The organism is Streptomyces canarius, from assembly GCF_014650735.1.
Classification (GTDB): domain Bacteria; phylum Actinomycetota; class Actinomycetes; order Streptomycetales; family Streptomycetaceae; genus Streptomyces; species Streptomyces olivaceoviridis.
This window is the reverse complement of record NZ_BMVN01000003.1, coordinates 71,631-91,743: the sequence shown is the minus strand read 5'-3', so window position 1 is coordinate 91,743 and position 20,113 is coordinate 71,631. Positions and strand designations below refer to the sequence as shown.

At 72.9% G+C, this 20,113-nt stretch carries 19 protein-coding genes; 10 read left to right on the top strand and 9 right to left on the bottom strand.

The annotated features are described in order from the left end of the window. Nucleotides 1–2 precede the first annotated feature (2 nt). From IE294_RS05075 to IE294_RS05060, 4 genes are read left to right on the top strand one after another with little or no spacing between them, the layout of a single operon-like run. Nucleotides 3–959, top strand: coding sequence for an ABC transporter permease (locus IE294_RS05075; protein WP_189882671.1), 957 nt, complete (start codon nt 3–5; stop codon nt 957–959). Beyond that, nucleotides 959–2,953, top strand: coding sequence for a dipeptide/oligopeptide/nickel ABC transporter permease/ATP-binding protein (locus tag IE294_RS05070; protein ID WP_189882669.1), 1,995 nt, complete (start codon nt 959–961; stop codon nt 2,951–2,953). Before IE294_RS05075 ends, IE294_RS05070 begins: the two co-directional genes overlap by 1 nt. Beyond that, complete coding sequence (locus IE294_RS05065) at nt 2,950–3,954, top strand: oligopeptide/dipeptide ABC transporter ATP-binding protein (RefSeq protein ID WP_189882667.1); 1,005 nt, start codon at nt 2,950–2,952, stop codon at nt 3,952–3,954. The genes IE294_RS05070 and IE294_RS05065 overlap by 4 nt, the downstream gene beginning before the upstream one ends. Further along, nucleotides 3,955–4,893: a dihydrodipicolinate synthase family protein gene (locus tag IE294_RS05060; protein WP_189882665.1), complete on the top strand. Its 939-nt coding sequence runs from the start codon at nt 3,955–3,957 to the stop codon at nt 4,891–4,893. Here IE294_RS05060 and IE294_RS05055 read toward each other — a convergent pair. The 3 genes from IE294_RS05055 to leuA all read right to left on the bottom strand — a co-directional run bounded on the left by IE294_RS05055 (nt 4,890) and on the right by leuA (nt 8,908). Beyond that, nucleotides 4,890–6,107: a sialidase family protein gene (locus tag IE294_RS05055; protein ID WP_189882662.1), complete on the bottom strand. Its 1,218-nt coding sequence runs from the start codon at nt 6,105–6,107 to the stop codon at nt 4,890–4,892. The genes IE294_RS05060 and IE294_RS05055 overlap by 4 nt on opposite strands. A 105-nt stretch (nt 6,108–6,212) precedes the next feature. Then, nucleotides 6,213–6,908 (bottom strand): tellurite resistance TerB family protein, encoded by a 696-nt coding sequence (locus tag IE294_RS05050; RefSeq protein WP_189882661.1) that lies wholly within the window; start codon nt 6,906–6,908, stop codon nt 6,213–6,215. 278 nt (nt 6,909–7,186) lie between these two features. Continuing rightward, nucleotides 7,187–8,908, bottom strand: coding sequence for a 2-isopropylmalate synthase (leuA, locus tag IE294_RS05045; RefSeq protein WP_189882659.1), 1,722 nt, complete (start codon nt 8,906–8,908; stop codon nt 7,187–7,189). A 340-nt stretch (nt 8,909–9,248) separates the two neighbouring features. Here leuA and IE294_RS05040 point away from each other — a divergent pair, with 340 nt between their 5' ends. The 3 genes from IE294_RS05040 to IE294_RS05030 are packed head-to-tail and all read left to right on the top strand — an operon-like array spanning nt 9,249 to nt 11,987. Next, nucleotides 9,249–10,319, top strand: coding sequence for a M4 family metallopeptidase (locus IE294_RS05040; protein ID WP_189882657.1), 1,071 nt, complete (start codon nt 9,249–9,251; stop codon nt 10,317–10,319). 21 nt (nt 10,320–10,340) lie between these two features. Further along, nucleotides 10,341–10,607 carry a protealysin inhibitor emfourin gene (locus tag IE294_RS05035; protein ID WP_189882655.1) on the top strand — a complete coding sequence of 89 codons (267 nt, stop codon included), beginning with the start codon at nt 10,341–10,343 and terminating at the stop codon, nt 10,605–10,607. A gap of 57 nt (nt 10,608–10,664) precedes the next feature. After that, nucleotides 10,665–11,987 (top strand): GH1 family beta-glucosidase, encoded by a 1,323-nt coding sequence (locus tag IE294_RS05030; protein WP_189882653.1) that lies wholly within the window; start codon nt 10,665–10,667, stop codon nt 11,985–11,987. Here IE294_RS05030 and IE294_RS05025 read toward each other — a convergent pair. Further along, complete coding sequence (locus IE294_RS05025; RefSeq protein WP_189882651.1) at nt 11,982–12,827, bottom strand: NAD-dependent epimerase/dehydratase family protein; 846 nt, start codon at nt 12,825–12,827, stop codon at nt 11,982–11,984. The genes IE294_RS05030 and IE294_RS05025 overlap by 6 nt on opposite strands. Nucleotides 12,828–12,962: 135 nt before the next feature. Here IE294_RS05025 and IE294_RS05020 point away from each other — a divergent pair, with 135 nt between their 5' ends. Then, on the top strand, nt 12,963–13,817 hold the full coding sequence (locus tag IE294_RS05020) for a helix-turn-helix transcriptional regulator (RefSeq protein ID WP_189882649.1): 855 nt from the start codon (nt 12,963–12,965) through the stop codon (nt 13,815–13,817). Here the strand turns inward: IE294_RS05020 and era are convergent. After that, nucleotides 13,814–14,767, bottom strand: coding sequence for a GTPase Era (gene era / locus IE294_RS05015; protein WP_014672627.1), 954 nt, complete (start codon nt 14,765–14,767; stop codon nt 13,814–13,816). The two genes, IE294_RS05020 and era, sit on opposite strands and share 4 nt — an antisense overlap. Nucleotides 14,768–14,941: 174 nt before the next feature. On the opposite strand from era, the gene IE294_RS05010 reads away from it, so the two are divergent. Together IE294_RS05010 and IE294_RS05005 are read left to right on the top strand one after the other, a co-directional pair. Then, nucleotides 14,942–16,255 carry an ammonium transporter gene (locus IE294_RS05010; protein WP_189882647.1) on the top strand — a complete coding sequence of 438 codons (1,314 nt, stop codon included), beginning with the start codon at nt 14,942–14,944 and terminating at the stop codon, nt 16,253–16,255. Continuing rightward, nucleotides 16,252–16,590 (top strand): P-II family nitrogen regulator, encoded by a 339-nt coding sequence (locus tag IE294_RS05005; RefSeq protein WP_014672629.1) that lies wholly within the window; start codon nt 16,252–16,254, stop codon nt 16,588–16,590. Before IE294_RS05010 ends, IE294_RS05005 begins: the two co-directional genes overlap by 4 nt. On the opposite strand, the gene IE294_RS05000 is transcribed toward IE294_RS05005, so the two are convergent. The 4 genes from IE294_RS05000 to IE294_RS04985 form a co-directional block, all read right to left on the bottom strand. Beyond that, nucleotides 16,484–17,494: a WxL protein peptidoglycan domain-containing protein gene (locus tag IE294_RS05000; protein ID WP_189882645.1), complete on the bottom strand. Its 1,011-nt coding sequence runs from the start codon at nt 17,492–17,494 to the stop codon at nt 16,484–16,486. The two genes, IE294_RS05005 and IE294_RS05000, sit on opposite strands and share 107 nt — an antisense overlap. A gap of 61 nt (nt 17,495–17,555) precedes the next feature. Next, nucleotides 17,556–18,884, bottom strand: coding sequence for a WxL domain-containing protein (locus IE294_RS04995; protein ID WP_189882643.1), 1,329 nt, complete (start codon nt 18,882–18,884; stop codon nt 17,556–17,558). Between the two features lie 173 nt (nt 18,885–19,057). Further along, nucleotides 19,058–19,534: a hypothetical protein gene (locus IE294_RS04990; RefSeq protein WP_189882641.1), complete on the bottom strand. Its 477-nt coding sequence runs from the start codon at nt 19,532–19,534 to the stop codon at nt 19,058–19,060. A gap of 210 nt (nt 19,535–19,744) precedes the next feature. Further along, nucleotides 19,745–20,098: a cytidine deaminase-like protein gene (locus IE294_RS04985; RefSeq protein ID WP_189882639.1), complete on the bottom strand. Its 354-nt coding sequence runs from the start codon at nt 20,096–20,098 to the stop codon at nt 19,745–19,747. Nucleotides 20,099–20,113: the final 15 nt, after the last annotated feature.

Below are 20,113 nucleotides of genomic sequence, written 5' to 3'. Positions count from 1 at the left end.
GCATGACGGCCGTCGTACGGATCCTGCTGCGCCGGGTCGCCCTGCTCGTGCCCCTGCTCCTCGGCATCGTGCTCTTCGTGTTCCTGGTGATGCGCTTCTCGGACGTCGACCCGGCGTCCGCGTTCTTCCAGGGCGCCAACCCGACCCCCGGTCAGCTCCACGACTTCCGGGAGCGCAACGGGCTGCTGGACCCGCTGCCGCTGCGGTACGTCCACTTCGTCGGCGACCTGCTCCACGGCGACCTCGGCACCAGCGCCCTCACCCGCGCGCCCGTGGTCGACCAGGTCACCACCGCGCTGCCGCTCACCCTCCAGCTGACCTTCCTCGGTCTCGCGCTCGCGGTCGTGCTGGCGCTGGCGGGCGGGGTGACGGCGGCGGTGTACCGGGACCGGCCGGCGGACCAGGTCATCCGGGTGGTCTCCCTGGTCGGGGTGGCCGCGCCCGGCTTCTGGCTGGCGCTGCTGATGATCCAGTACCTGGCCGTGGACCGGGGCTGGTTCCCGACCGGCGGCTACGTCAACCCCGCCGACTCCCTCGCCGGCTGGCTGAGGACCATGGCCCTGCCCGCGTTCGCGCTGTCCCTGCCGGTCGCCGCCCAGCTCACCCGGATCGTGCGGACCTCCGTGGTGGAGGAGCTGGACAAGGACTACGTCCGGACGGCGATCGGGAGCGGGCTGCCGCCCCGGGTCGTCGTCGGCCGGAACGTGCTGCGCAACGCGCTCGTCAATCCCCTCACCGTGCTCGGGCTGCGGGTCGGCTACCTCCTCGGCGGTGCCGTCGTCATCGAGACCATCTTCTCGCTGCCCGGCATGGGGAAGCTGATGATCGACGCCGTGCAGAACGGCGATCCGGCCGTCGTGCAGGGGGTCGTGCTGACCACCGCCACCGGGTTCGTCGTCGTCAACCTCGTCATCGACATCCTGTATCTGCTGGTCAACCCACGCTTGAGGGCGGCCTGATGGTCACGCGCGCGAACCTCGGCAAACGGCTCTCCCGGCCCGGCGTCCGGCTGCGCGGCTGGCGCCGGCTGCCGCCGCTGTCCAGGGCCGCCGTCTGCTTCCTGGCCGTCGTCATCGTCGTCGCCGTCCTCGCCCCCGTCCTCGCCCCGCACGACCCGCTCGACCAGCAGGACCCGGTCGGCGGGGACGGGGCGCCGTCGGCCGCGCACTGGCTGGGGCAGGACAGCCTCGGCCGGGACGTCCTCAGCCGGCTGATGTACGGCGCCCGCTGGTCCCTCGCCATCGGGCTGGGCGCGACCGCGCTCGCGCTCGCCGTCGGTGCCCTCGTCGGGGCGCTGGCCGCCACCTCCCGCAAGGCGGTGGACGAGACGCTGATGCGCTGCCTGGACGTGGTGATGGCGTTCCCGGGCATCGCGCTCGCGGCCGTGCTGATGGCCGTGTTCGGCGGCGGGATCGGCGTGCTGATCTGTGCCATCGCGTTCCTGTTCACCCCGCCCGTGGCGCGGGTCGTACGGGCCAATGTGCTGGACCAGTACGGCGAGGACTACGTCACCGCGGAGCGGGTCGTCGGCGCCCGCACCCCGCACATCGTGCTGCGGCACGTGGCCGTCAACTGCGCCGCGCCGGTGCTGGTGTTCTGCACGGTCCAGGTCGCCGAGGCCATCGTGTTCGAGGCGTCGCTGTCCTTCATCGGCGCGGGCGTGCGGCCACCGGACCCGTCCTGGGGCAGTGTCATCGCCGACGGCAAGAACATGGTGCTGACCGGCGGCTGGTGGGCGACCGTCTTCCCCGGGCTGCTGATCCTGCTCACCGTGCTGGCGCTGAACATCCTCTCCGAGGGCGTCTCGGACGCGTGGGCGGCGCCCGCCCCCCGCGAGGTGGAGGCTCCCGCGCGGGGGGCGCTCCCGGCGGACCGGCTGGAGGTCCCGGAGCCCGGCACCGGCGAGGTGCTGCCGCTGCCCGGTCTCACGCAGGCCGCCCGGCGGCTGCGCTCCCGGGCCCGGCCGCTGCCGGACCGGAGCGGACAGCCGGTGCTCGCCGTGGAGCACCTCGCCATCGGCTTCCCGGACCGGCACCGGGGCGTGGACATCGTGGCCGGGGTCGGCTTCGCGGTGTACCCCGGTGAAGTGCTGGGGCTGGTGGGCGAGTCGGGCTGCGGGAAGTCGCTGACCGCGCTGACCGTCATGGGGCTCCAGCCCAGGGGCGCCCGGGTCGCCGGCCAGGTCCGGTTCGGGCAGCGGGACCTGCTGGCCGAGCCGGCGCGGGTGCGGCGGCGGCTCCTCGGCCACGAGATGGCCATGGTGTACCAGGACGCCCTGTCCTCCCTGAACCCGGCCATGACCGTCCGGGCCCAGCTGAAGCAGCTCGTCCGGCGCGGGGGCGGGCGCGGTCCGCGCGAGCTCATGGAGCTGGTCGGCCTGGACCCCGACCGCACCCTGCGCAGCTATCCGCACGAGCTGTCCGGCGGGCAGCGCCAGCGCGTGCTCATCGCCATGGCCCTCTCCCGCGACCCGAGGCTGATCGTCGCCGACGAGCCGACCACCGCCCTGGACGTCACCGTGCAGGCCCAGGTCATGGAGCTGCTGCTCCGGCTGCGGGCCGAGCTGGGCTTCGCGCTGATCCTGGTCTCGCACGATCTGGCGCTGGTCGCCGACATCACCGACCGGGTGGCGGTGATGTACGGCGGGCAGATCGTGGAGACCGGGGTGACCGCCGACGTGGTGGCGGCACCGGCCCACCACTACACGCGCGGGCTGCTCGGCAGCGTGCTCTCGCTGGAGTCGGCCGAGGAGCGGATGACCCAGATCAAGGGGGTCGTACCCGCCCCGGCCGACTTCCCGGCGGGCTGCCGGTTCGCCGACCGGTGCCCGCTCGCCACCGAGGTGTGCCACACCACCGCCCCGGTCCTCGCGGGCACCCCCGCCCACACGGCCGCCTGCCACCACCCGGCGGTGGAACTGGCGTCGGCACAGAGCGAGGAGGCCCTTCAGTGACCGCTGTCGTGGAGGTGCGGGACGCGCACGTCGTCCACCGGGCGCGCAGCGGCGGCCTGTTCCGGCGCGACCGGGTGTACGCCCTGACCGGCGCCGGTCTCTCGGTCGCGCCCGGTGAGACGGTGGGGGTGGTCGGCGAGTCGGGGTGCGGGAAGTCGACGCTGGCGAAGGTGCTGGTGGGCATCGAGCGGCCGGTGTCCGGGACGGTGGCGTTCCGGGGCCGGGACCTGTGGGCGATGCCGGCCGCCGAGCGCAGGAGCACGGTCGGCGCGGGCACCGGCATGATCTTCCAGGACCCGTCGACCGCGCTGAACCGCCGGCTGACGGTCCGCCGGATCCTGCGCGACCCGCTGGACGTCCACCGGCGCGGCACGCGGGCCGAACGGGAGGACAGGGTGCGGGAGCTGATGGCCCTCGTCGGCCTGCCCCGGGCGCTCGCCGACGCCCTGCCCGGGCAGCTCTCCGGCGGGCAGCGGCAGCGCGTCGCCATCGCCCGCGCGCTCGCCCTGGACCCGGACCTGGTCGTCGCCGACGAGCCGACCAGCGCCCTGGACGTCTCGGTCCGCGCGCAGATCCTCAACCTGCTGCTCGACCTGAAGGAGCGCCTCGGCCTCGCCCTGGTGTTCGTCTCGCACGACATCCAGACGGTACGGCGCATGAGCGACCGGGTGATCACCATGTACCTCGGCCGGATCGTGGAGGAGACCCCGGCGGGCCGGGTCACCGACGCGGCCCGGCACCCGTACACCCGCGCCCTGTTCTCGGCCACACCGGGCCTGCTGGACCCCGTCGACCCGATCCCGCTGACCGGGCCGGTCCCCTCGGCGACCCGCCCGCCGAGCGGCTGCCCGTTCCGCACCCGCTGCTGGAAGGCCGACGAGGTCTGCGCCGCGTCGATGCCGGACTTCTCGGGCGCGTCACGGCCCGGACACCGCTATCGGTGCCACCATCCTGTCCAGGAGGACCAGCCGACCCGTGACCTAGCGCGCCAGGAGCCGTGAATGACCCTTCCGACCCCGCTCACCGGTGTCGTCCCGCCCGTCTGCACGCCCCTGACGCCGGAGCGCGAGGTGGACGTGCCCTCACTGCTGCGCCTGGTGGACTTCCTGGTGGAGGCCGGGGTGCACGGGCTGTTCCTGCTGGGCTCGACCTCGGAGGCGGCCTTCCTGACGGACGCGCAGCGCGCGCGGGTGGTGGCGGCCGTGACCGCGCACGTGGGCGGTCAGCTGCCCGTGCTCGCCGGGGCCATCGACATGACCACCCCGCGTGTCCTGGAGCACGTCGCGGCGGTCACCTCGGCGGGCGCGCGGGCCGTCGTCGTCACCGCGCCCTTCTACGCCCGCACCCACCCGTCCGAGATCGTCCACCACTACCGCCGGATCGCCGCCGCCAGCCCGGTCCCGGTGATCGCCTACGACATCCCCGTCGCCGTGCACACCAAGCTCCCCGCCGACCTGCTGCTGGGCCTCGCCGGGGACGGCGTCCTGGCCGGGGTCAAGGACTCCAGCGGGGACCTGGCGGCCTTCCGGGAGGTGGTCGCCGGCGCCCGCGCCCACCCCGGGTTCAGCGTGCTGACCGGCTCGGAGCTGATCGCCGACGCCGCGCTGGCGCTGGGCGCCGACGGGGCCGTGCCGGGCCTGGCCAACGTCGACCCGCACGGCTATGTGCGCCTCTACCGCCAGTGCCGGGCGGGCGACGCGGAGGGGGCGCGCACCGAACAGGAGCGGCTGTGCGCGCTGTTCGGGATCACCGGCGTCGGGGACCCCGCGCGGATGGGCGGCAGTTCGGCGGCGCTGGGCGCGTTCAAGGCGGCACTGCACCTGCGCGGGATCATCGACTGCCCGGCGACCGCGGAGCCGCAGGTACCGCTGTCCGGCGCGGAGGTCGAACAGATCGGCAAGCTGCTGGCGGCGGCGGGCCTGCTCGGCCTCGACGGCTAGGCGGTCTCGCGGACCCCGCCACCGGGCCCCGGAGCACCCAGGCGGAGTCTGCGGAACTCCAGGGACTCGTACGGGCCCCGGACGCCGGTCTCGTAGAGGACGCCGATCGTGCCGGGGGCGAGCTGGACCAGGTCGGAGTAGGCGGCCGGGTGGTCGGAGAGGGTGAGCAGCCTGCGGAAGGTGCGGCCGGCGTCCGTGCTCGCCCAGAGGGCCGGGGCGCGCCGCGCGGTCGGCACGGAGGGCGCGGAGAACAGCAGGGGCGCGCCCGGGTCGCGCGGCTGGAGGACGCTGCCCTGGACCACCGGGACGGCGTTCAGGGCGGGCTGGACGGCGTAGGGGCGGTCCAGGGTCCGGCCGCCGTCGCCGGAGTAGGTGTCGAGGCGGTTCCCGGGGGCGGTGCCGTTCTGGTCGCGAGAGCTGAAGTAGACGCGCCCGTCGGGGAGTTGGGCGGCGCTGGTCTCGTTGGCGTTGGTCACGCCGTCGTGGCCCGCGTCCACGAACCCCAGGTGCCAGGTGCGGCCGGAGTCGTCGCTGTAGAGGGCGTGTCCGCCGTAGTACCTGGCCTCCTGGCCGGTGTCCCGGGAGCCGGCGGGCGGGGCCGTGGAGTGGTCGGCGGGGATCAGCAGACGGCCGGCGTGGGGGCCGCGGGTGAGGGCGACGGCGTGACCGGGGCCGGTGGCGTACCAGCGCCAGCCGGGCCGGGTCACCCGGGCCGTGATGTCCCGGGGGGCGGTGAAGCTGCGGCCGTCGTCCCGGCTGCGCTGCACGAAGACCCGGCGGCCCTGCTCCGGGGCGACCTCGCCGCGCATGATCCGCGCCTCCGTCACGGTCCCCGCGTTGGCGCAGGTGACCAGGACGACGGCGCCCGTGCGCGGGTCGACCACGGGTGCCGGGTTGCCCCGGGTGTGGCCCCGCCCGGCGGCCACCACGGTCAGCGGGCCCCAGGTGCAGCCGCCGTCGGCGGAGCGGCGCAGGACGACGTCGATGTCACCGGTGTCTCCCGCGCCGTCGCGCCGGCCCTCGGCGAAGGCCAGGACGGTACCGTGCCGGGTCTCCACCACGGCCGGGATGCGGTAGACGGCGTACCCGCCGCGCCCGGACACGTACGGCACCGAGGAGGCGCAGTCGGCGGGCGCCGCGTGGGCGGGCAGCCCGGCGGTGAGCGGGGCGAGGAGCGCCAGGCTGGTGAGGAGGGAGCGGCTGCGCGGGGTCACGCCCTGATGCTCCCCACGATCACCGGGACGGCCTTACTCCGTCCGGGTGATCAGGACGGGCGGCCGGGACGGGTGGTCGTCGGGACGCGTGGCCGGGACGGGTGGTCAGGACGGGGTCCGGGCCGCGGCCAGCAGCCGGGTCACGTCGTCGGAGCAGATGGTGAGGGCCGCTCCGACGGTGGCGAGGGCGTCGCGTTCGGCGGGCGTGTAGGGGCCGTCGGCGAGGGCGATGCGGGCGGCCTGGAGCAGCAGGGACTCGCGTCCGGCCGGGGCCAGGTGCGGGGCGAGCGGGTCCAGGGACTCGTGCAGCTCTATGGTCAGCCCGGCCCCGCACGGCTGCTCGAAGTACCGGCCGGTGTCGGCGGCGAGGGCGTCGACCAGGGCGGCCAGCTGGTCCTCGGTGCACTCGGCGAAGCCGGCCGCGCGGACCGTCGCGGCGGCCGTCTCCAGGGCCGTACGGGAAGAGGTGCCGCCCGCGGCGAGCACGGCGAGGGCGACGGTGTGCACGGCGTCACGGAGCATCACGGAGAACCGGCGGGTGGTGGGGTGGTCCAGCACCTCGGTGCCGAAGTGGTGCCCGCAGGCCGCGCACTCCACGACCGGTCCGGCCGTCCCGCGCGGCAGCACGGGCACGCCGAGCAGGGTGAGCCGGCGTCGTCCGGTGAGCCGCTGGTAGTTGCGGTCGCCGCCGCAGCCCGGGCAGAAGAACTCGCCGTCCCCCACGGGTGTCCATGCGGTGCGGGTGCCCAGGATGCGCGCAGCCTTGGCGGCACGGTCGTCTCGTCCCCGTACTGGCAGCACGTCGCACCTCCGTAACCGCACGGCAACATCGCCGCGCTGGCGTGATGTTAGCCACATCACCGAGGTGGAGTCAGTACCCCGTAAGAGACCTTTCTGTGACCTGGGGGGCGCGTTGGCCGGAAACAGACGATCCCCGCCCACCGGTGCACGGCGGGCGGGGACCTGTGAACGCCGGGCGGGGCAGCGTCCGGAAGGGGCGCGGGGAACGGCGCGACCGGCCACGACGGCGCCGCGCCCGCCCGACAGCCGATGCCCCCGGTCCGCTGCCCGGCGAAGCGCTAGCGTGTCGCGCGGTTCACCGCGGAGACGACCGCCTTCAGCGACGCACGCGTCGTGTTCGCGTCGATGCCGATGCCCCACAGGACCTTGTCGCCGATCGCGCACTCGATGTAGGAGGCGGCCTGCGCGGAGGCGCCCTCGCTCATCGTGTGCTCCTGGTAGTCCAGCAGGCGTACGTCGATGCCGATGGACTGGAGGGCGTCGAAGAAGGCCGAGATCGGACCGTTGCCGGAGCCGGTCAGGACCCGGTCCTCGCCGTCGACGGTGGCCTCGACGGTGAGGGTGTCCACACCGTCGGTGTCGGTGGTCGACTGGCCGGTCCTGACCTGGATGCGGCCCCACGGGTTCTCGGGGTTCGGCAGGTACTCGTCCTGGAAGACCGCCCAGATCTCCTTCGGCGTGATCTCGCCGCCCTCGGCGTCGGTCTTCGCCTGGATGATCTTCGAGAACTCGATCTGCATCCGGCGCGGCAGGTCGAGCTTGTGGTCGTTCTTCAGGACGTAGGAGATACCGCCCTTGCCGGACTGCGAGTTGACACGGATGACGGCCTCGTAGGAGCGGCCGACGTCCTTCGGGTCGATCGGCAGGTACGGCACCGCCCATTCGAGGTCGTCCACGGTGACCCCGCGAGCCGCCGCGTCGGCCTCCATGGCGTCGAAGCCCTTCTTGATGGCGTCCTGGTGGGAGCCGGAGAAGGACGTGTAGACCAGGTCGCCCACGTACGGGTGGCGCGGGTGGACCTCCATCTGGTTGCAGTACTCCCACGTACGACGGATCTCGTCGATGTCGGAGAAGTCGATCTGCGGGTCGACGCCCTGGGAGAACAGGTTCATGCCCAGGGTGACCAGGTCGACGTTGCCGGTGCGCTCGCCCTGGCCGAACAGGCAGCCCTCGACGCGGTCGGCGCCGGCCATCAGGGCCAGCTCGGCGGCGGCCACGGCGGTACCGCGGTCGTTGTGCGGGTGGACGGACAGGCAGACGTACTCGCGGCGGGAGAGGTTGCGGTGCATCCACTCGAAGCGGTCCGCGTGCGTGGACGGCGTCGAACGCTCCACGGTGGCGGGCAGGTTGAGGATGATCTCGCGGCCCGGACCCGGCTGGTAGACGTCCATCACCGCCTCGCAGACCTCCAGCGCGAAGTCCAGCTCGGTGTCGGTGAAGATCTCCGGGGAGTACTGGTAGCCGAACTCGGTCTCCGGGCCCAGCAGCTTCTCGGCGTACTCCATCACCAGGCGGGTGCCGTCGACGGCGATCTGCTTGATGTCGTCCTTGGAGCCGCGGAAGACGACCCGGCGGAAGACCGGGGCGGTGGCGTTGTACAGGTGGACGGTGGCCCTGCGCGCGCCCTTCAGGGACTCCACGGTCCGCTCGATCAGGTCCTCGCGGGCCTGGGTGAGGACGGAGATCGTCACGTCCTCGGGGATCGCGCCCTCTTCCTCGATGATCGAGCGCACGAAGTCGAAGTCGGTCTGGCCGGAGGCGGGGAAGCCGACCTCGATCTCCTTGTAGCCCATGGCGACCAGCTGGTCGAACATGCGCCGCTTGCGATCGGGCGACATGGGGTCGATCAGGGACTGGTTGCCGTCGCGCAGGTCGGTGGAGAGCCAGCGGGGGGCGGCGGTGATCCGCTTGTTCGGCCAGGTGCGGTCCGAAATGTCGACCTGCTCGTAGCGGCCGTACTTGTGGATCGGCATGGGGCTGGGCTGCTGGCGGTTGGCCATGATGGCGTGGGCTCCTCAGGATGTCCGGATATCCGAGTGGACGGCCGACGACGCAACGCCAAGCTCCGCGGGGAGGGAGTCGGCCTCGACTACAGGCCCTCGCCGCGGCAGCTAAGAAGAAGCAGCCAGAAATGCATGATGTTCCGCAGCCTAGCCGAGCCGTTCCGGGTACGCGGGCCTGTCCCAGTATGCGGGACCGCACGGCAAAACGGGACAAAAAGTGCGCTGCACCACATCGCTCTACCACACGGTCACGATCTGTTGCGCGTGGTGTCCTGGTATTTCACCAATCATGGTGGCAGGTAGTGACAGTGACGTCACACAGTGCAATGGTGCGGACATGACGACCAACGGGGGCTCCCAGCCCGTCTTCTGCACGATCGTGCCGCCGCACGTCCTCGACAGGCTCGCCCGCAACGAGGACCCCGCGCTCTCCGGCCCGGCCCGCCGGTCCCTGGAGCACGACGCCTACCAGCGCACCAAGCGCCGCCTGACCACGGTGCTCGGTGCCGCCATCGCCGCCCCGCCCGCGGGCGCCGCCGCCGACAAGCCGCACCGCACCGTCTACGACGCCGGGCACACCCAGGACCTGCCCGGCACCAAGGTCCGCGAGGAGGGCTCCGAGCCCGGCTCCGACGCCACGGTCAACCGCGCCTACGCGGGCCTCGGCGCCACCTTCGAGCTGTACCTCAAAGTTTACGGCCGGCACTCCATCGACGACGGCGGGATGCCGCTCGACGCCACCGTGCACTTCGGCGAGAACTACGACAACGCCTTCTGGAACGGCGAGCAGATGGTGTTCGGCGACGGTGACAACGAGATCTTCCTCGACTTCACCATCCCGGTCGACGTCATCGGGCACGAGCTGACCCACGGCGTCACCCAGCACACCGCGAACCTGGAGTACTACGGCCAGTCGGGCGCCCTGAACGAGTCGGTCTCGGACGTCTTCGGCTCGCTGATCAAGCAGTACACCCTCGGCCAGACCGCCGCCGAGGCCGACTGGCTGATCGGCGCGGGGCTCCTCGCGCCGCGCGTCACCGGCACCGCCCTGCGCTCGATGAAGGCCCCGGGCACCGCCTACGACGACGACGTCCTCGGCAAGGACCCGCAGCCGGCGAAGATGGAGGACTACGTCCGCACCGGCCGCGACAACGGCGGCGTGCACATCAACTCCGGCATCCCCAACCACGCCTTCTACCTGGCCGCCACCGCCCTCGGCGGCTACGCCTGGGAGAAGGCCGGGCAGATCTGGTACGACGTGCTGACCGGCGGCGAGCTGAAGGACGACGCCCTCTTCGCCGACTTCGCCACGCTGACGGTGAAGGCGGCCCGGGAGCGGTACGGCGCCGGGGACGAACTCCAGGCCGTGCAGAAGGCGTGGGAACAGGTCGGGGTGCGGACGCTGTAGTTCCGTACTACACAGAGACCCATGCGTATTCGAGTGCGGCGCACGGGCGGTTTCGCGGGCATCGAGCGCCGGGCCGAGGTGGACACCTCGGGCCGGCCCGACGCCCACGAGTGGCAGTCCCTGGCCGAACGCGCCCTCGCGTCCGGCCGGGGCACCCCTCCGGCGGGGGTCCCGGACGGCTTCAGCTACGAGATCACGGTGGACGGCCGCACGGTGTACGCGGCGGATCCCCGGCTGACCGAGGCACAGCGGGAGCTGGTCTCCCGGGTGCTGAAGGAGGGCGCGTAACGGCCGTGCGGCGCACGGGCGTTGACTTCCGTCACCGCCGGTACGGATGATCCGGCCATGGCGACTGACGCAGGCACGGCGATGCCCCGGTTCCCGCCCGGCTTCCTGTGGGGGGTGTCGACCTCCGCCCACCAGATCGAGGGCGCGGCCGAGGAGCGGGAGCCGTCCGTCTGGGACGTGTTCACGGCCGGGTCAGGGCGGGTGAAGGACGGCTCGACGGCGGCGGTGGCCTGCGACCACTACCACCGCTACCGCCAGGACGTGGCCCTCCTCGCCGGTCTCGGCGTCGGCGCCTACCGCTTCTCGGTCTCCTGGCCCCGGGTGAACTCCCCCGGCGGCGCGGACTTCTACGACCGCCTGGTGGACGAGCTGTGCGCGGCCGGCGTGCGGCCGGTCCCGACCCTCTTCCACTGGGACCTGCCGGCGGACCTGGACTGGCTGGACCGGGACACGGCGGCCCGGTTCGCCGACCACGTGTCGGTGGTGGCGGACCGGCTCGGCGACCGGGTACGGACGTGGATCACCCTCAACGAGCCCGCCGAACACACCCTCCTGGGGCACGCGATCGGCGCCCACGCCCCCGGCCGGCGGCTGCTCTTCGACGCCCTCCCGGTCGCCCACCACCAGCTCCTCGCCCACGGCCTCGCGGTACGGGCCCTGCGCGCGGCCGGCGCCACGGACATCGGCATCGCCAACTCCCACGGCCCGACCTGGCCCGCCTCCCGGGAACCGGCGGACCTGGAGGCGGCCGGCTTCTACGACCTGCTGCTCAACCGGCTGTTCGCCGAGCCGGTCATCCTGGGCGCGTACCCCGAGGGCATGGGCGAGCTCATGCCGGGGGACGTCGAGGCCGACCTCAAGGTGATCGCCGAGCCGGTCGACTGGTACGGCGTCAACTACTACGCCCCGACGCGGGTGGGCGCCCCGCAGGGCACCGACACCGAGTTCGGCGGGCTGACGGTGCCGGCCGGACTCCCCTTCTCCGTGCGGGAGATCGAGGGCCGGCCGGTGACCGACTTCGGCTGGCCGGTCGTACCGGAAGGACTGACGGAACTGCTCACCGGGTTCCGCGAGCGCTACGGCGACCGGCTCCCGCCCGTCGTCATCACCGAGAACGGCTGCTCCTACGAGGGCGTCGACGACCAGGACCGCATCGCCTACCTGGACGCCCACGTCCGGGCCCTGCACCGGGCGATCGAGGCCGGCGTCGACGTGCGCGGCTATTTCGTGTGGTCCCTCATGGACAACTTCGAGTGGGCCGAGGGCTACGCCCGCCGGTTCGGCCTGGTGCACGTGGACTTCGAGACGCTGGAGCGCACGCCCAAGTCCTCCTACCACTGGTTCCGGGAGCTGCTGCGGGCCCAGGGCTCGTCCTCATAGGGCTCCGGCGTCCCGCGCGGCCCACAGGGTCGGGAAGTAGGGCCGGTAGCCCAGCTCGCGGCGGATGCGGTCGGTGGAGGCGATGCCGTACCAGGGGTCGGGGTCGGGTCCGTCCGCCGGTGGTTCCGCGCCCAGGAGCTGGTGGATCTCCAGCACGGTGACCGGGGCGTCGTCGGCGATGTTGTAGACGCGGCTGTCGGCGCCGGGGGCGTACAACAGGCGCAGCAGGCCCTGGGCGGTGTCGGCGACGTGCACCAGGTGCTGCCGCTTGGTGGCCGGCTGGGTCGCGGTCCAGCGGGTGATGCCCGGCAGGTGCGGGTCGCCCTCGCCGTAGACGAAGCCGAGGCGGCCGATCCGGACGTCCAGCCCGTCCAGCGCCAGCAGCCCCCGCTCGGCCTCCAGCTTGGACTCCGGGTACGTCATCCACATCGGGCCGCCGGGCACGGTGGGGTCGTCCTCGACGTGCGGCCGGCCGCGGCCGGTGCCGTACACCAGGATGGTGCTGGCCTGGACGAACCGCCGTACCCCGCAGGCGACGGCCGCCCGGCCCAGCTCCACCGCGGCATCCCGGTTGACGGCCCGTATCTCCTCGTCCGGCACGCCCCGGAAGGAGGCCGCGATGTTCACGACGGCGTCCGCTCCGGTGAGCGCCTTGCCGAGGACGTCGGTGTCGCGCAGGTCGCCGACGACGACCTCGGCGCCGCGCTCGGCGAGGGCGGCGGCGCGGGTCTCGTCGCGGACGATCACCCGCACCCGCTCGCCGGGCCGGGCCTGGGCGAGCAGGCGGGGGACGAACCCGCGGCCCACCTGTCCGGTGGCGCCGGTGACCAGGGTCAGCATGGCGGTACTCCTTCTCGATCGCGTCTCGTTCGGTGCGCCCAGCCTCGGCGGCGGGCGGCGCCGACGAAAGAGACCTCCTGATCGGGGGATCGACAGTCCCTGGATAAGCCGGCCGGTCTGCCGCAGCCTGGAGGGGTGAACCGAGCCGAACTCGCCGACTTCCTGCGCCGTGGCCGCGCCCGACTGGAACCGTCCGACGTGGGCCTGGCGCCCGGCGCCCGCCGCCGCACCCCCGGGCTGCGCCGGGAGGAGGTGGCGGCGCTGGCCGGGATGTCGGTCGACTACTACACGCGCCTGGAGCAGTCCCGGGGCCCGCGCCCGTCCCGGCAGATGCTCACGGCGCTGGCGCGGGCGCTGCGGCTGACCGACGACGCACGCGACCACCTGTTCCACCTGGTGGGCGAGGAGCCGCCGCGCCGGGACGTGGCCTCGGCCCATGTCCGGCCGGGGCTGCTGCTGGTCCTGGACCGGCTGTACGACTCACCGGCGCAGGTGGTCACGGACCTCGGCACGGTGCTGGCGCAGAACGCGCTGGCCAAGGCGCTGGTCGGGGACGTGCTCGCCGGCCCGCCGCCCGAGCGGAATCTCACCCGCCGCTTCTTCCTGGACCCCACGGCTCGCGCGCTCTTCCCGCCGGAGGACCTTCCGGCACACGCCCGGGACCACGTGGCCGCCCTCCGGGCGGTGGCCGCGGCCCGCCCCGACGACCCGGAACCGGCCGCCCTGGTGGCCGAACTCCGCGCGAAGAGCGAGGAGTTCGCCCGGCTCTGGGAGGAGCACGAGGTGTCCCTGCGCCGCCCGGGTACGAAGCGCTTCCTGCACCCGGTGGTGGGCCTGCTGGAACTGGACTGCGAGGTCCTGCTGAGCCACCAGAGCCACCATCACCTCATCATCCACACGGCCCGGCCCGGCACCGAGTCCCGCGAGAGGCTGGAGCTGCTGCGGGTGGTGGGCACGCAGGACATGACCCCGACGGAGGCCGTCGGTTAGAAGCCCAGCCTGCGCAGCTGCTTGGGGTCGCGCTGCCAGTCCTTGGCCACCTTCACGTGCAGGTCCAGGAAGACCGGCGTCCCCAGCAGCGCCTCGATGTGCTTGCGGGACTTGATGCCGACCTCCTTCAGGCGCTTGCCCTTGGGCCCGATGATGATGCCCTTCTGGCTGGGGCGCTCGATGTAGACGTTGGCGTGGATGTCCAGCAGCGGACGGTCGGCGGGCCGGTCCTCGCGCGGCAGCATCTCCTCGACGACGACCGCGATGGAGTGCGGCAGCTCGTCCCGGACGCCCTCCAGCGCGGCCTCCCGGATCAGCTCGGCCACCATCACCTGCTCGGGCTCGTCCGTCAGGTCGCCCTCGGGATACAGGGCGGGCCCCTCCGGCAGCAGCGGGACCAGGAGGTCGGCCAGGAGGTCCACCTGCTTGGACCCGACCGCCGACACCGGCACGATCTCCGCCCACTCGATGCCCAGTTCCTTGCCGAGCTGGTCGATGGCGATGAGCTGTTCGGCGAGGGCCTTGGAGTCGACGAGGTCGGTCTTCGTCACGATGGCGACCTTCGGGGTCTTCCTGATCCCCGCCAGTTCCTTCGCGATGAACCGGTCGCCCGGACCGATCTTCTGGTCCGCCGGCAGGCAGAAGCCGATCACGTCCACCTCGGCCCAGGTGGTGCGGACCACGTCGTTGAGGCGTTCGCCGAGCAGCGTGCGCGGCTTGTGCAGGCCGGGGGTGTCGACCAGGATGAGCTGGGCGTCGGGCCGGTGCACGATGCCCCGGACCGTGTGCCGGGTGGTCTGGGGCCGGTTGGAGGTGATCGCCACCTTCTGCCCGACCAGAGCGTTCGTGAGGGTGGACTTGCCCGCGTTGGGGCGGCCCACGAAGCAGGCGAAGCCGGCGCGGTGGACGGTCTCGGCCGGCTGCTCGGAAGTCTGGGTACGCACGCTCATGCCGCCCATTCTCCCTGATCCACAGAGCGGCGCCGCACCACGGCCACCGCGCACCCCGGACGGTGAGCTCCCGGAAACCCGCACGCAACGAAACGTCACGGAAACACACCCGTACGCGACCGGAAACGCACACCGGTGACCCTCTGACGCAGCCCCCACCCGTTGGAGACGCCCGTGACCTTCGCCGCAGCCCATGTGAGCACCGGGGACACCGCCTGGCTGCTCGCCGCGACCGCCCTCGTCCTGCTCATGACCCCGGGCCTGGCCCTGTTCTACGGCGGCATGGTCCGCACGAAGAGCGTCCTCAACATGCTGATGATGAGCTTCGTGTCGATCGCCCTGGTCACGGTGGTGTGGCTGGCGGCCGGCTACTCCCTCGCCTTCGGGGACGACAGCGGCGGCGGGCTGATCGGCGGTCTCCACCAGGCCGGGATGCGCGGGCTCGGCCCGGACAGCGTGCACGGCACGGTCCCGGCCGTCCTGTTCGCCACCTTCCAGCTCACCTTCGCGATCGTCACGGCCGCCCTGGTCAGCGGCGCGGTCGCCGACCGCACGAAGTTCTCGGCGTGGCTGGTCTTCGTACCGCTGTGGACGCTCCTGGTATACGTTCCGGTCACTCACTGGGTGTGGGGTCCGGGTGGCTGGATCCTCGACAGGCTGGGCGCCCTGGACTTCGCGGGCGGTCTGCCCGTCGAGATCACCTCCGGCGCCTCCGGACTGGCGCTGTGCCTCGTCCTCGGCCCCCGCCTGGGCTTCAAGAAGGACGCCATGCGCCCGCACAACCTGCCCATGGTCGTCCTCGGCGCCGGGCTGCTCTGGTTCGGCTGGTTCGGCTTCAACGCCGGCTCCGCGCTCGGCGCGAACGGCCTGGCCGCCGCCGCGTTCCTCAACACGCTCGCCGCCGGCTGCACCGGCCTGCTCGGCTGGCTCTTCGTCGAGCAGCGGCGCGACGGCCACCCGACCACCCTGGGCGCCGCCTCCGGCGCGGTGGCCGGCCTGGTCGCCATCACCCCGTCCTGCGGCACGGTGTCCCTGCTCGGCGCCCTGGTCGTGGGCCTCGCCGCCGGTGTGGTCTGCTCCTACGCCGTGAGCTGGAAGTTCAAGCTGAACTACGACGACTCCCTGGACGTCGTCGGCGTCCACCTGGTCGGCGGCATCATCGGCACCCTGCTGATCGGCCTGTTCGCCGAGAAGGCGATGACCGGCGGGGCGGAGGGCCTGTTCTACGGCGGCGGGCTCGCCCCGCTCGGCAAGCAGCTCCTCGCCGTGGTCGTCGTCGCCGTGTACGCCTTCTCGGTGACGTACGGGCTGGGCAAGCTGCTCGACAAGGCGCTGGGCCTCCGGGCGAGCGAGGAGCAGGAGCACACCGGCCTCGACCTTACGGTGCACGCCGAGACCGCATACGATCACGGCGTCCTGGGCCACGGCGCCCCGGTCGGCGCTTCCGTCCGCTCCCCCTCCGCCCAGAAGGTCACGTACCAGGCATGAAGCTCATCACCGCGATCGTCAAGCCGTACCGGCTGGACGAGGTCAAGACCGCCTTGCAGGAGCTGGGGGTGCACGGGCTGACCGTGACCGAGGCGAGCGGCTACGGCCGGCAGCGCGGCCACACCGAGGTGTACCGGGGGGCCGAGTACCGCGTCGACCTGGTGCCGAAGGTGCGCATCGAGGTCGTCGTGGAGGACGCCGCCGCCGACGACGTGATCGACGCGATCGTCAGGGCCGCGCGGACGGGGAAGATCGGCGACGGGAAGGTGTGGGCCGTTCCCGTGGAGACGGTCGTCCGGGTGCGGACCGGCGAGCGCGGGCCCGACGCGCTCTGACCAGCAGCGCCCCGGTCAGCACACCGGCGGTGAACACCAGCCCCGCCAGGAGCCAGGGCAGCGCGAGGAAGGCGGCGCTCGCCGACTCCCGGGTGTCCTGGGCGCTCGCGGTGAGCGTGACGTCCCCCCGGTCGAACTGGGGTGCCCCGCGCCAGGTTTCGGTGAGCCGCACCCGCTGTCCCGGCAGCAGCTCGGCGGGCACCCGGGCCGACCGCCGGTCGAGCAGCGTACGGCCGAACAGCCCGCGCGCCTTCAGCTCCACCCTGGGGCTGAGGGTGACGTTCCCGGTGTTGCGCAGGGTGTAGGAGATGGTCGCCGTGCTCTCGCCGAGGCCCGGGACCAGCGGCTGACGGCGGCTGATCCGCAGGTGCTCGACCGAGAGCGCGGGCAGCGCGGGCCCGCCGACCCGCAGGTAGACCCGGGCGCCGACGGCCCGCCGCACCCCGAGCGCGAGCCTTCCGCCGCCGCGGTCGACGTGTTCGTCGAGGGCGACGATGGCACCCGGATGGTCTCCGGGCTCGGCACCGTCCGGGACGCGCAGGGTGAAGGGCACGGTGACGGTCCGGTGCGCCGGCACGGTGATCCGGGACTTCGCGGGCCTGGCCCAGGCGCCCACCCCGCGCATCCTCTCCTTCAGCGTCCGCACCGCGAACCCGCCGTCCCGGGCGGTGTTGTAGGCGTCGGCCGCGTACAGCCGGAAGGTGAGCGGCCGGCCGGTCCGGTTGCGGACGGCGACCTTGTCGGTGAGGGTCTGGCCGGGCTCGGCGGAGAGGGTGAAGTAGGGCCGCGCGGCGATCTTCGAGGCGACCGGGTAGACGGACCAGCCGCCGTTGTCGGCGGCACGGGCGGGCGCGGACTGCCATGCCAGCGTCAGGCCCAGGAGGAGGACGTACAGCTTGCGCATGGGTGCGGACCCCCACGGACGGGTGTGAGAGGGGAACGGGCGGGTGCGGACGCCCGCACGCTCAGGTGAGCGTCAGCGTGAGCACGCCGGAGTACGCGCCGGGAGGCGTGAACGCCGGTACGTCCAGGGACAGCCCGGCGTCGACGGTGAACTCACCGCCGGTGAGCGTGCCGTTGGGGGTCGACGCGAGGGTCGCCCCCGCGCTGCCCACGGTGCCCGCCGAACCGGCCTCGCAGGTGCTGGGGCTGCCCGCCTTGGCCGTGCAGGCAGGGGTCCAGCTCAGATGTCCGGCGTCGATCCTGGCGCCGGGCCCGGTGAAGTCGGTGACCTTGCCGGTCAGGGACCAGCCCGCGGGCCCGCCGCGGAAGTCCTTGACGGTCACCGTGTTCAGGCTGCCGGTCGAGGCCCCGCCCTGGCCGAAGTCGACCGCCGACAGGGCGACGGAGTCCCCGGCCTGGGACATGGACAGGGTGCCCGCCCTGACGGTGGTGGTCAGCTTCTGGCTGCCGGCCGGGACGGGCGTGGTGTCGTTGACGACGTAGGCGGCGGGTCCGGCGCCCTTGTCCGCGTTCCAGGAGCCGCCCTCGTAGGCCACGATCCCGGTCGTCGCCTTGTCGTTGACGACGAGGGAGCCGCTGAAGGAGCCCTGGGCGTTCGCGGTCACGGTCGCGGTGTCCGCGGTCTGCGTGTCACCGGCCCGCCCGGCCAGGGTGACGGTGGCGCCCGGCGTGAAGTCCGTCCCGCTGACGGTGACACCGGCCCCGGGGTCGCCGGAGGCGGAGCCCAGCGAGATCGCCCGGGTGTTGGCGGGCGTGCCGTCGGTCGCGGTGACGGTCTGCGACACCGGGGCGGGCGGGGTGATGACCGTGCAGGGGGTGTCCAGCTCCAGGATGTAGCTGGTGTGGATGTTGTAGCCGCCGGGCGAGAGGGTGATCTGCCCGGCCTTGGTGACGGTGAACGTGCCGGTCATGGAGAAGGACGGGAAGGCGGCCTTCCCCGGCACCGGCGGGTTCTTCTTCGGCCCGGCGACGGTGACGTCACCGCTCTGGGCGCCGCCGAGCGTCACCTTGCCGGTCGGGGTCATGATGTCGGCCGGCAGGGCCAGGTCGGTGGGGTTGCTGGCGGCGGCCGTGACCACGGTGTAGGTCACGGTGACCGTGTCGCCGACCTTGGGACTGGTCTTGTCCACCGACACGTTCGCGGTGGTGGTGCCGTCGATCGGCGGGATGCCGGCGATGTCCGGCGGGATGCAGTGCGTGGCGAAGTCCACGTTCGTGCCGGCGGCGCCGGCCGGACAGGCCAGCGCGCTGCCCGCGGTGACCGCGAGGGCGGTCGCCCCGAGCAGTGACGCCCAGCGCCACCGTCGGGCTCTTCGGGGTGTCGGACCCATGGGCCCCCTCCTGAGGGTTGCGGGCGCAGCGGCTCGTCTGCGCCGACAGGGGGCATTGATGTGGAGCCGGGGTGAGAAGTCAATGGAGATGCCGCAGAAATCTGACGGATCATCAGTTTCTGCGGCATCAGGGGTGGTATGGCACGATCCGGAACGGATCGCTCAGCCGGGGGTCAGCTGAAGACGAACGGGCCGGGTGACTGCTTGGCCGAGGCGGTACAGGTCACGGTGATGCCGAAGATGACCATCTTGAGCGAGCCGCCGTACGCCTCCAGGCTGTCACCGGAGGCCACGGTGCCGCTGAGCGGGCCGACGGTGACCGAAGCGCCGCTCGCCATGGCCGGGTTCTTCGTCCCGCTGAAGACGGTGGTGCCGCCGCTCGCCTTGACCATGGTGAGCGTGGAGGCGATCGAGTCCTGGGCCACCGCGACCGGCGTCTTGATCGCGGTGGAGGTGAGGGTGAGGGTGGCCGAGCCGCCGTTCTGGGTGGCGGTGAGCGTGGCCGCGCCACCGCCGAAGATGCCGCAGCTCGCGGTGATGGTCGCCGACTGGGGAGTGACGGCGGTCGCGGTGGGCGCGAAGGCGAGTCCGGTGACCGCGAGGGCCCCGGCCGCCAGTGCCGCACCTGTTGCCGTGCGCTTGCCTCTCATGGGGATCCGCTTCCCTTTCGTGTGGGGAGTGCCGTGGGGACGGCCGACGGACGAGAGGCCTCGGCAGGCGGGTGCGGGCACGCTGCACGGGGGTGCGGATCTGACGGTCCGTCGGATGGTACGGGCCCATTGACCCGCGCCCGGACGCCCGCAACAAGGCTGAATTCCAGCCGACCTGCTGTTCGGTCGGCGGCTTCCGCGCGGAGGGGGTCAGCCGGCGGAGACGGTGACCCACACGGTGCCGTCAGGGGAGGCCAGCAGCACCGGCGTCCCGGCACCGCCCAGGTCGGCGACAGCGGCCAGGTCCTCCGCCGGCACGGCCTCCGCCTCGCTCACCACGGCCGCCGCCTCCAGGGACGCGGCCCCCGACGCCACGGCCATGGCGACCGCCGTCCGCAAGGCGCTCAGCTTCAGCGAGGGGAGCCCCACCGACCCGGCGACGTACGTCCGCCCGGTGTCGTCCCGTACGGCCGCCCCCTCGGGCACACCGTTGCGGGCCCGCGCGGAACGGGCCAGGGTGACGATCTTGCGGTCCTCGGGATCAAGCGCGTTGCTCTCGGTCATGCCCCGAGCATACGA

What these genes read in the sequence shown, in the direction of transcription:
- IE294_RS05075 (WP_189882671.1), top strand. Translation starts at nt 3, where the DNA reads ATGACGGCCGTCGTACGGATCCTGCTGCGCCGGGTCGCCCTGCTCGTG.
- IE294_RS05070 (WP_189882669.1), top strand. Translation starts at nt 959, where the DNA reads ATGGTCACGCGCGCGAACCTCGGCAAACGGCTCTCCCGGCCCGGCGTC.
- IE294_RS05060 (WP_189882665.1), top strand. Translation starts at nt 3,955, where the DNA reads ATGACCCTTCCGACCCCGCTCACCGGTGTCGTCCCGCCCGTCTGCACG.
- leuA (WP_189882659.1), bottom strand. Translation starts at nt 8,908, where the DNA reads ATGGCCAACCGCCAGCAGCCCAGCCCCATGCCGATCCACAAGTACGGC.
- IE294_RS05040 (WP_189882657.1), top strand. Translation starts at nt 9,249, where the DNA reads ATGACGACCAACGGGGGCTCCCAGCCCGTCTTCTGCACGATCGTGCCG.
- IE294_RS05035 (WP_189882655.1), top strand. Translation starts at nt 10,341, where the DNA reads ATGCGTATTCGAGTGCGGCGCACGGGCGGTTTCGCGGGCATCGAGCGC.
- IE294_RS05030 (WP_189882653.1), top strand. Translation starts at nt 10,665, where the DNA reads ATGGCGACTGACGCAGGCACGGCGATGCCCCGGTTCCCGCCCGGCTTC.
- IE294_RS05025 (WP_189882651.1), bottom strand. Translation starts at nt 12,827, where the DNA reads ATGCTGACCCTGGTCACCGGCGCCACCGGACAGGTGGGCCGCGGGTTC.
- era (WP_014672627.1), bottom strand. Translation starts at nt 14,767, where the DNA reads ATGAGCGTGCGTACCCAGACTTCCGAGCAGCCGGCCGAGACCGTCCAC.
- IE294_RS05005 (WP_014672629.1), top strand. Translation starts at nt 16,252, where the DNA reads ATGAAGCTCATCACCGCGATCGTCAAGCCGTACCGGCTGGACGAGGTC.
- IE294_RS05000 (WP_189882645.1), bottom strand. Translation starts at nt 17,494, where the DNA reads ATGCGCAAGCTGTACGTCCTCCTCCTGGGCCTGACGCTGGCATGGCAG.
- IE294_RS04995 (WP_189882643.1), bottom strand. Translation starts at nt 18,884, where the DNA reads ATGGGTCCGACACCCCGAAGAGCCCGACGGTGGCGCTGGGCGTCACTG.
- IE294_RS04990 (WP_189882641.1), bottom strand. Translation starts at nt 19,534, where the DNA reads ATGAGAGGCAAGCGCACGGCAACAGGTGCGGCACTGGCGGCCGGGGCC.
- IE294_RS04985 (WP_189882639.1), bottom strand. Translation starts at nt 20,098, where the DNA reads ATGACCGAGAGCAACGCGCTTGATCCCGAGGACCGCAAGATCGTCACC.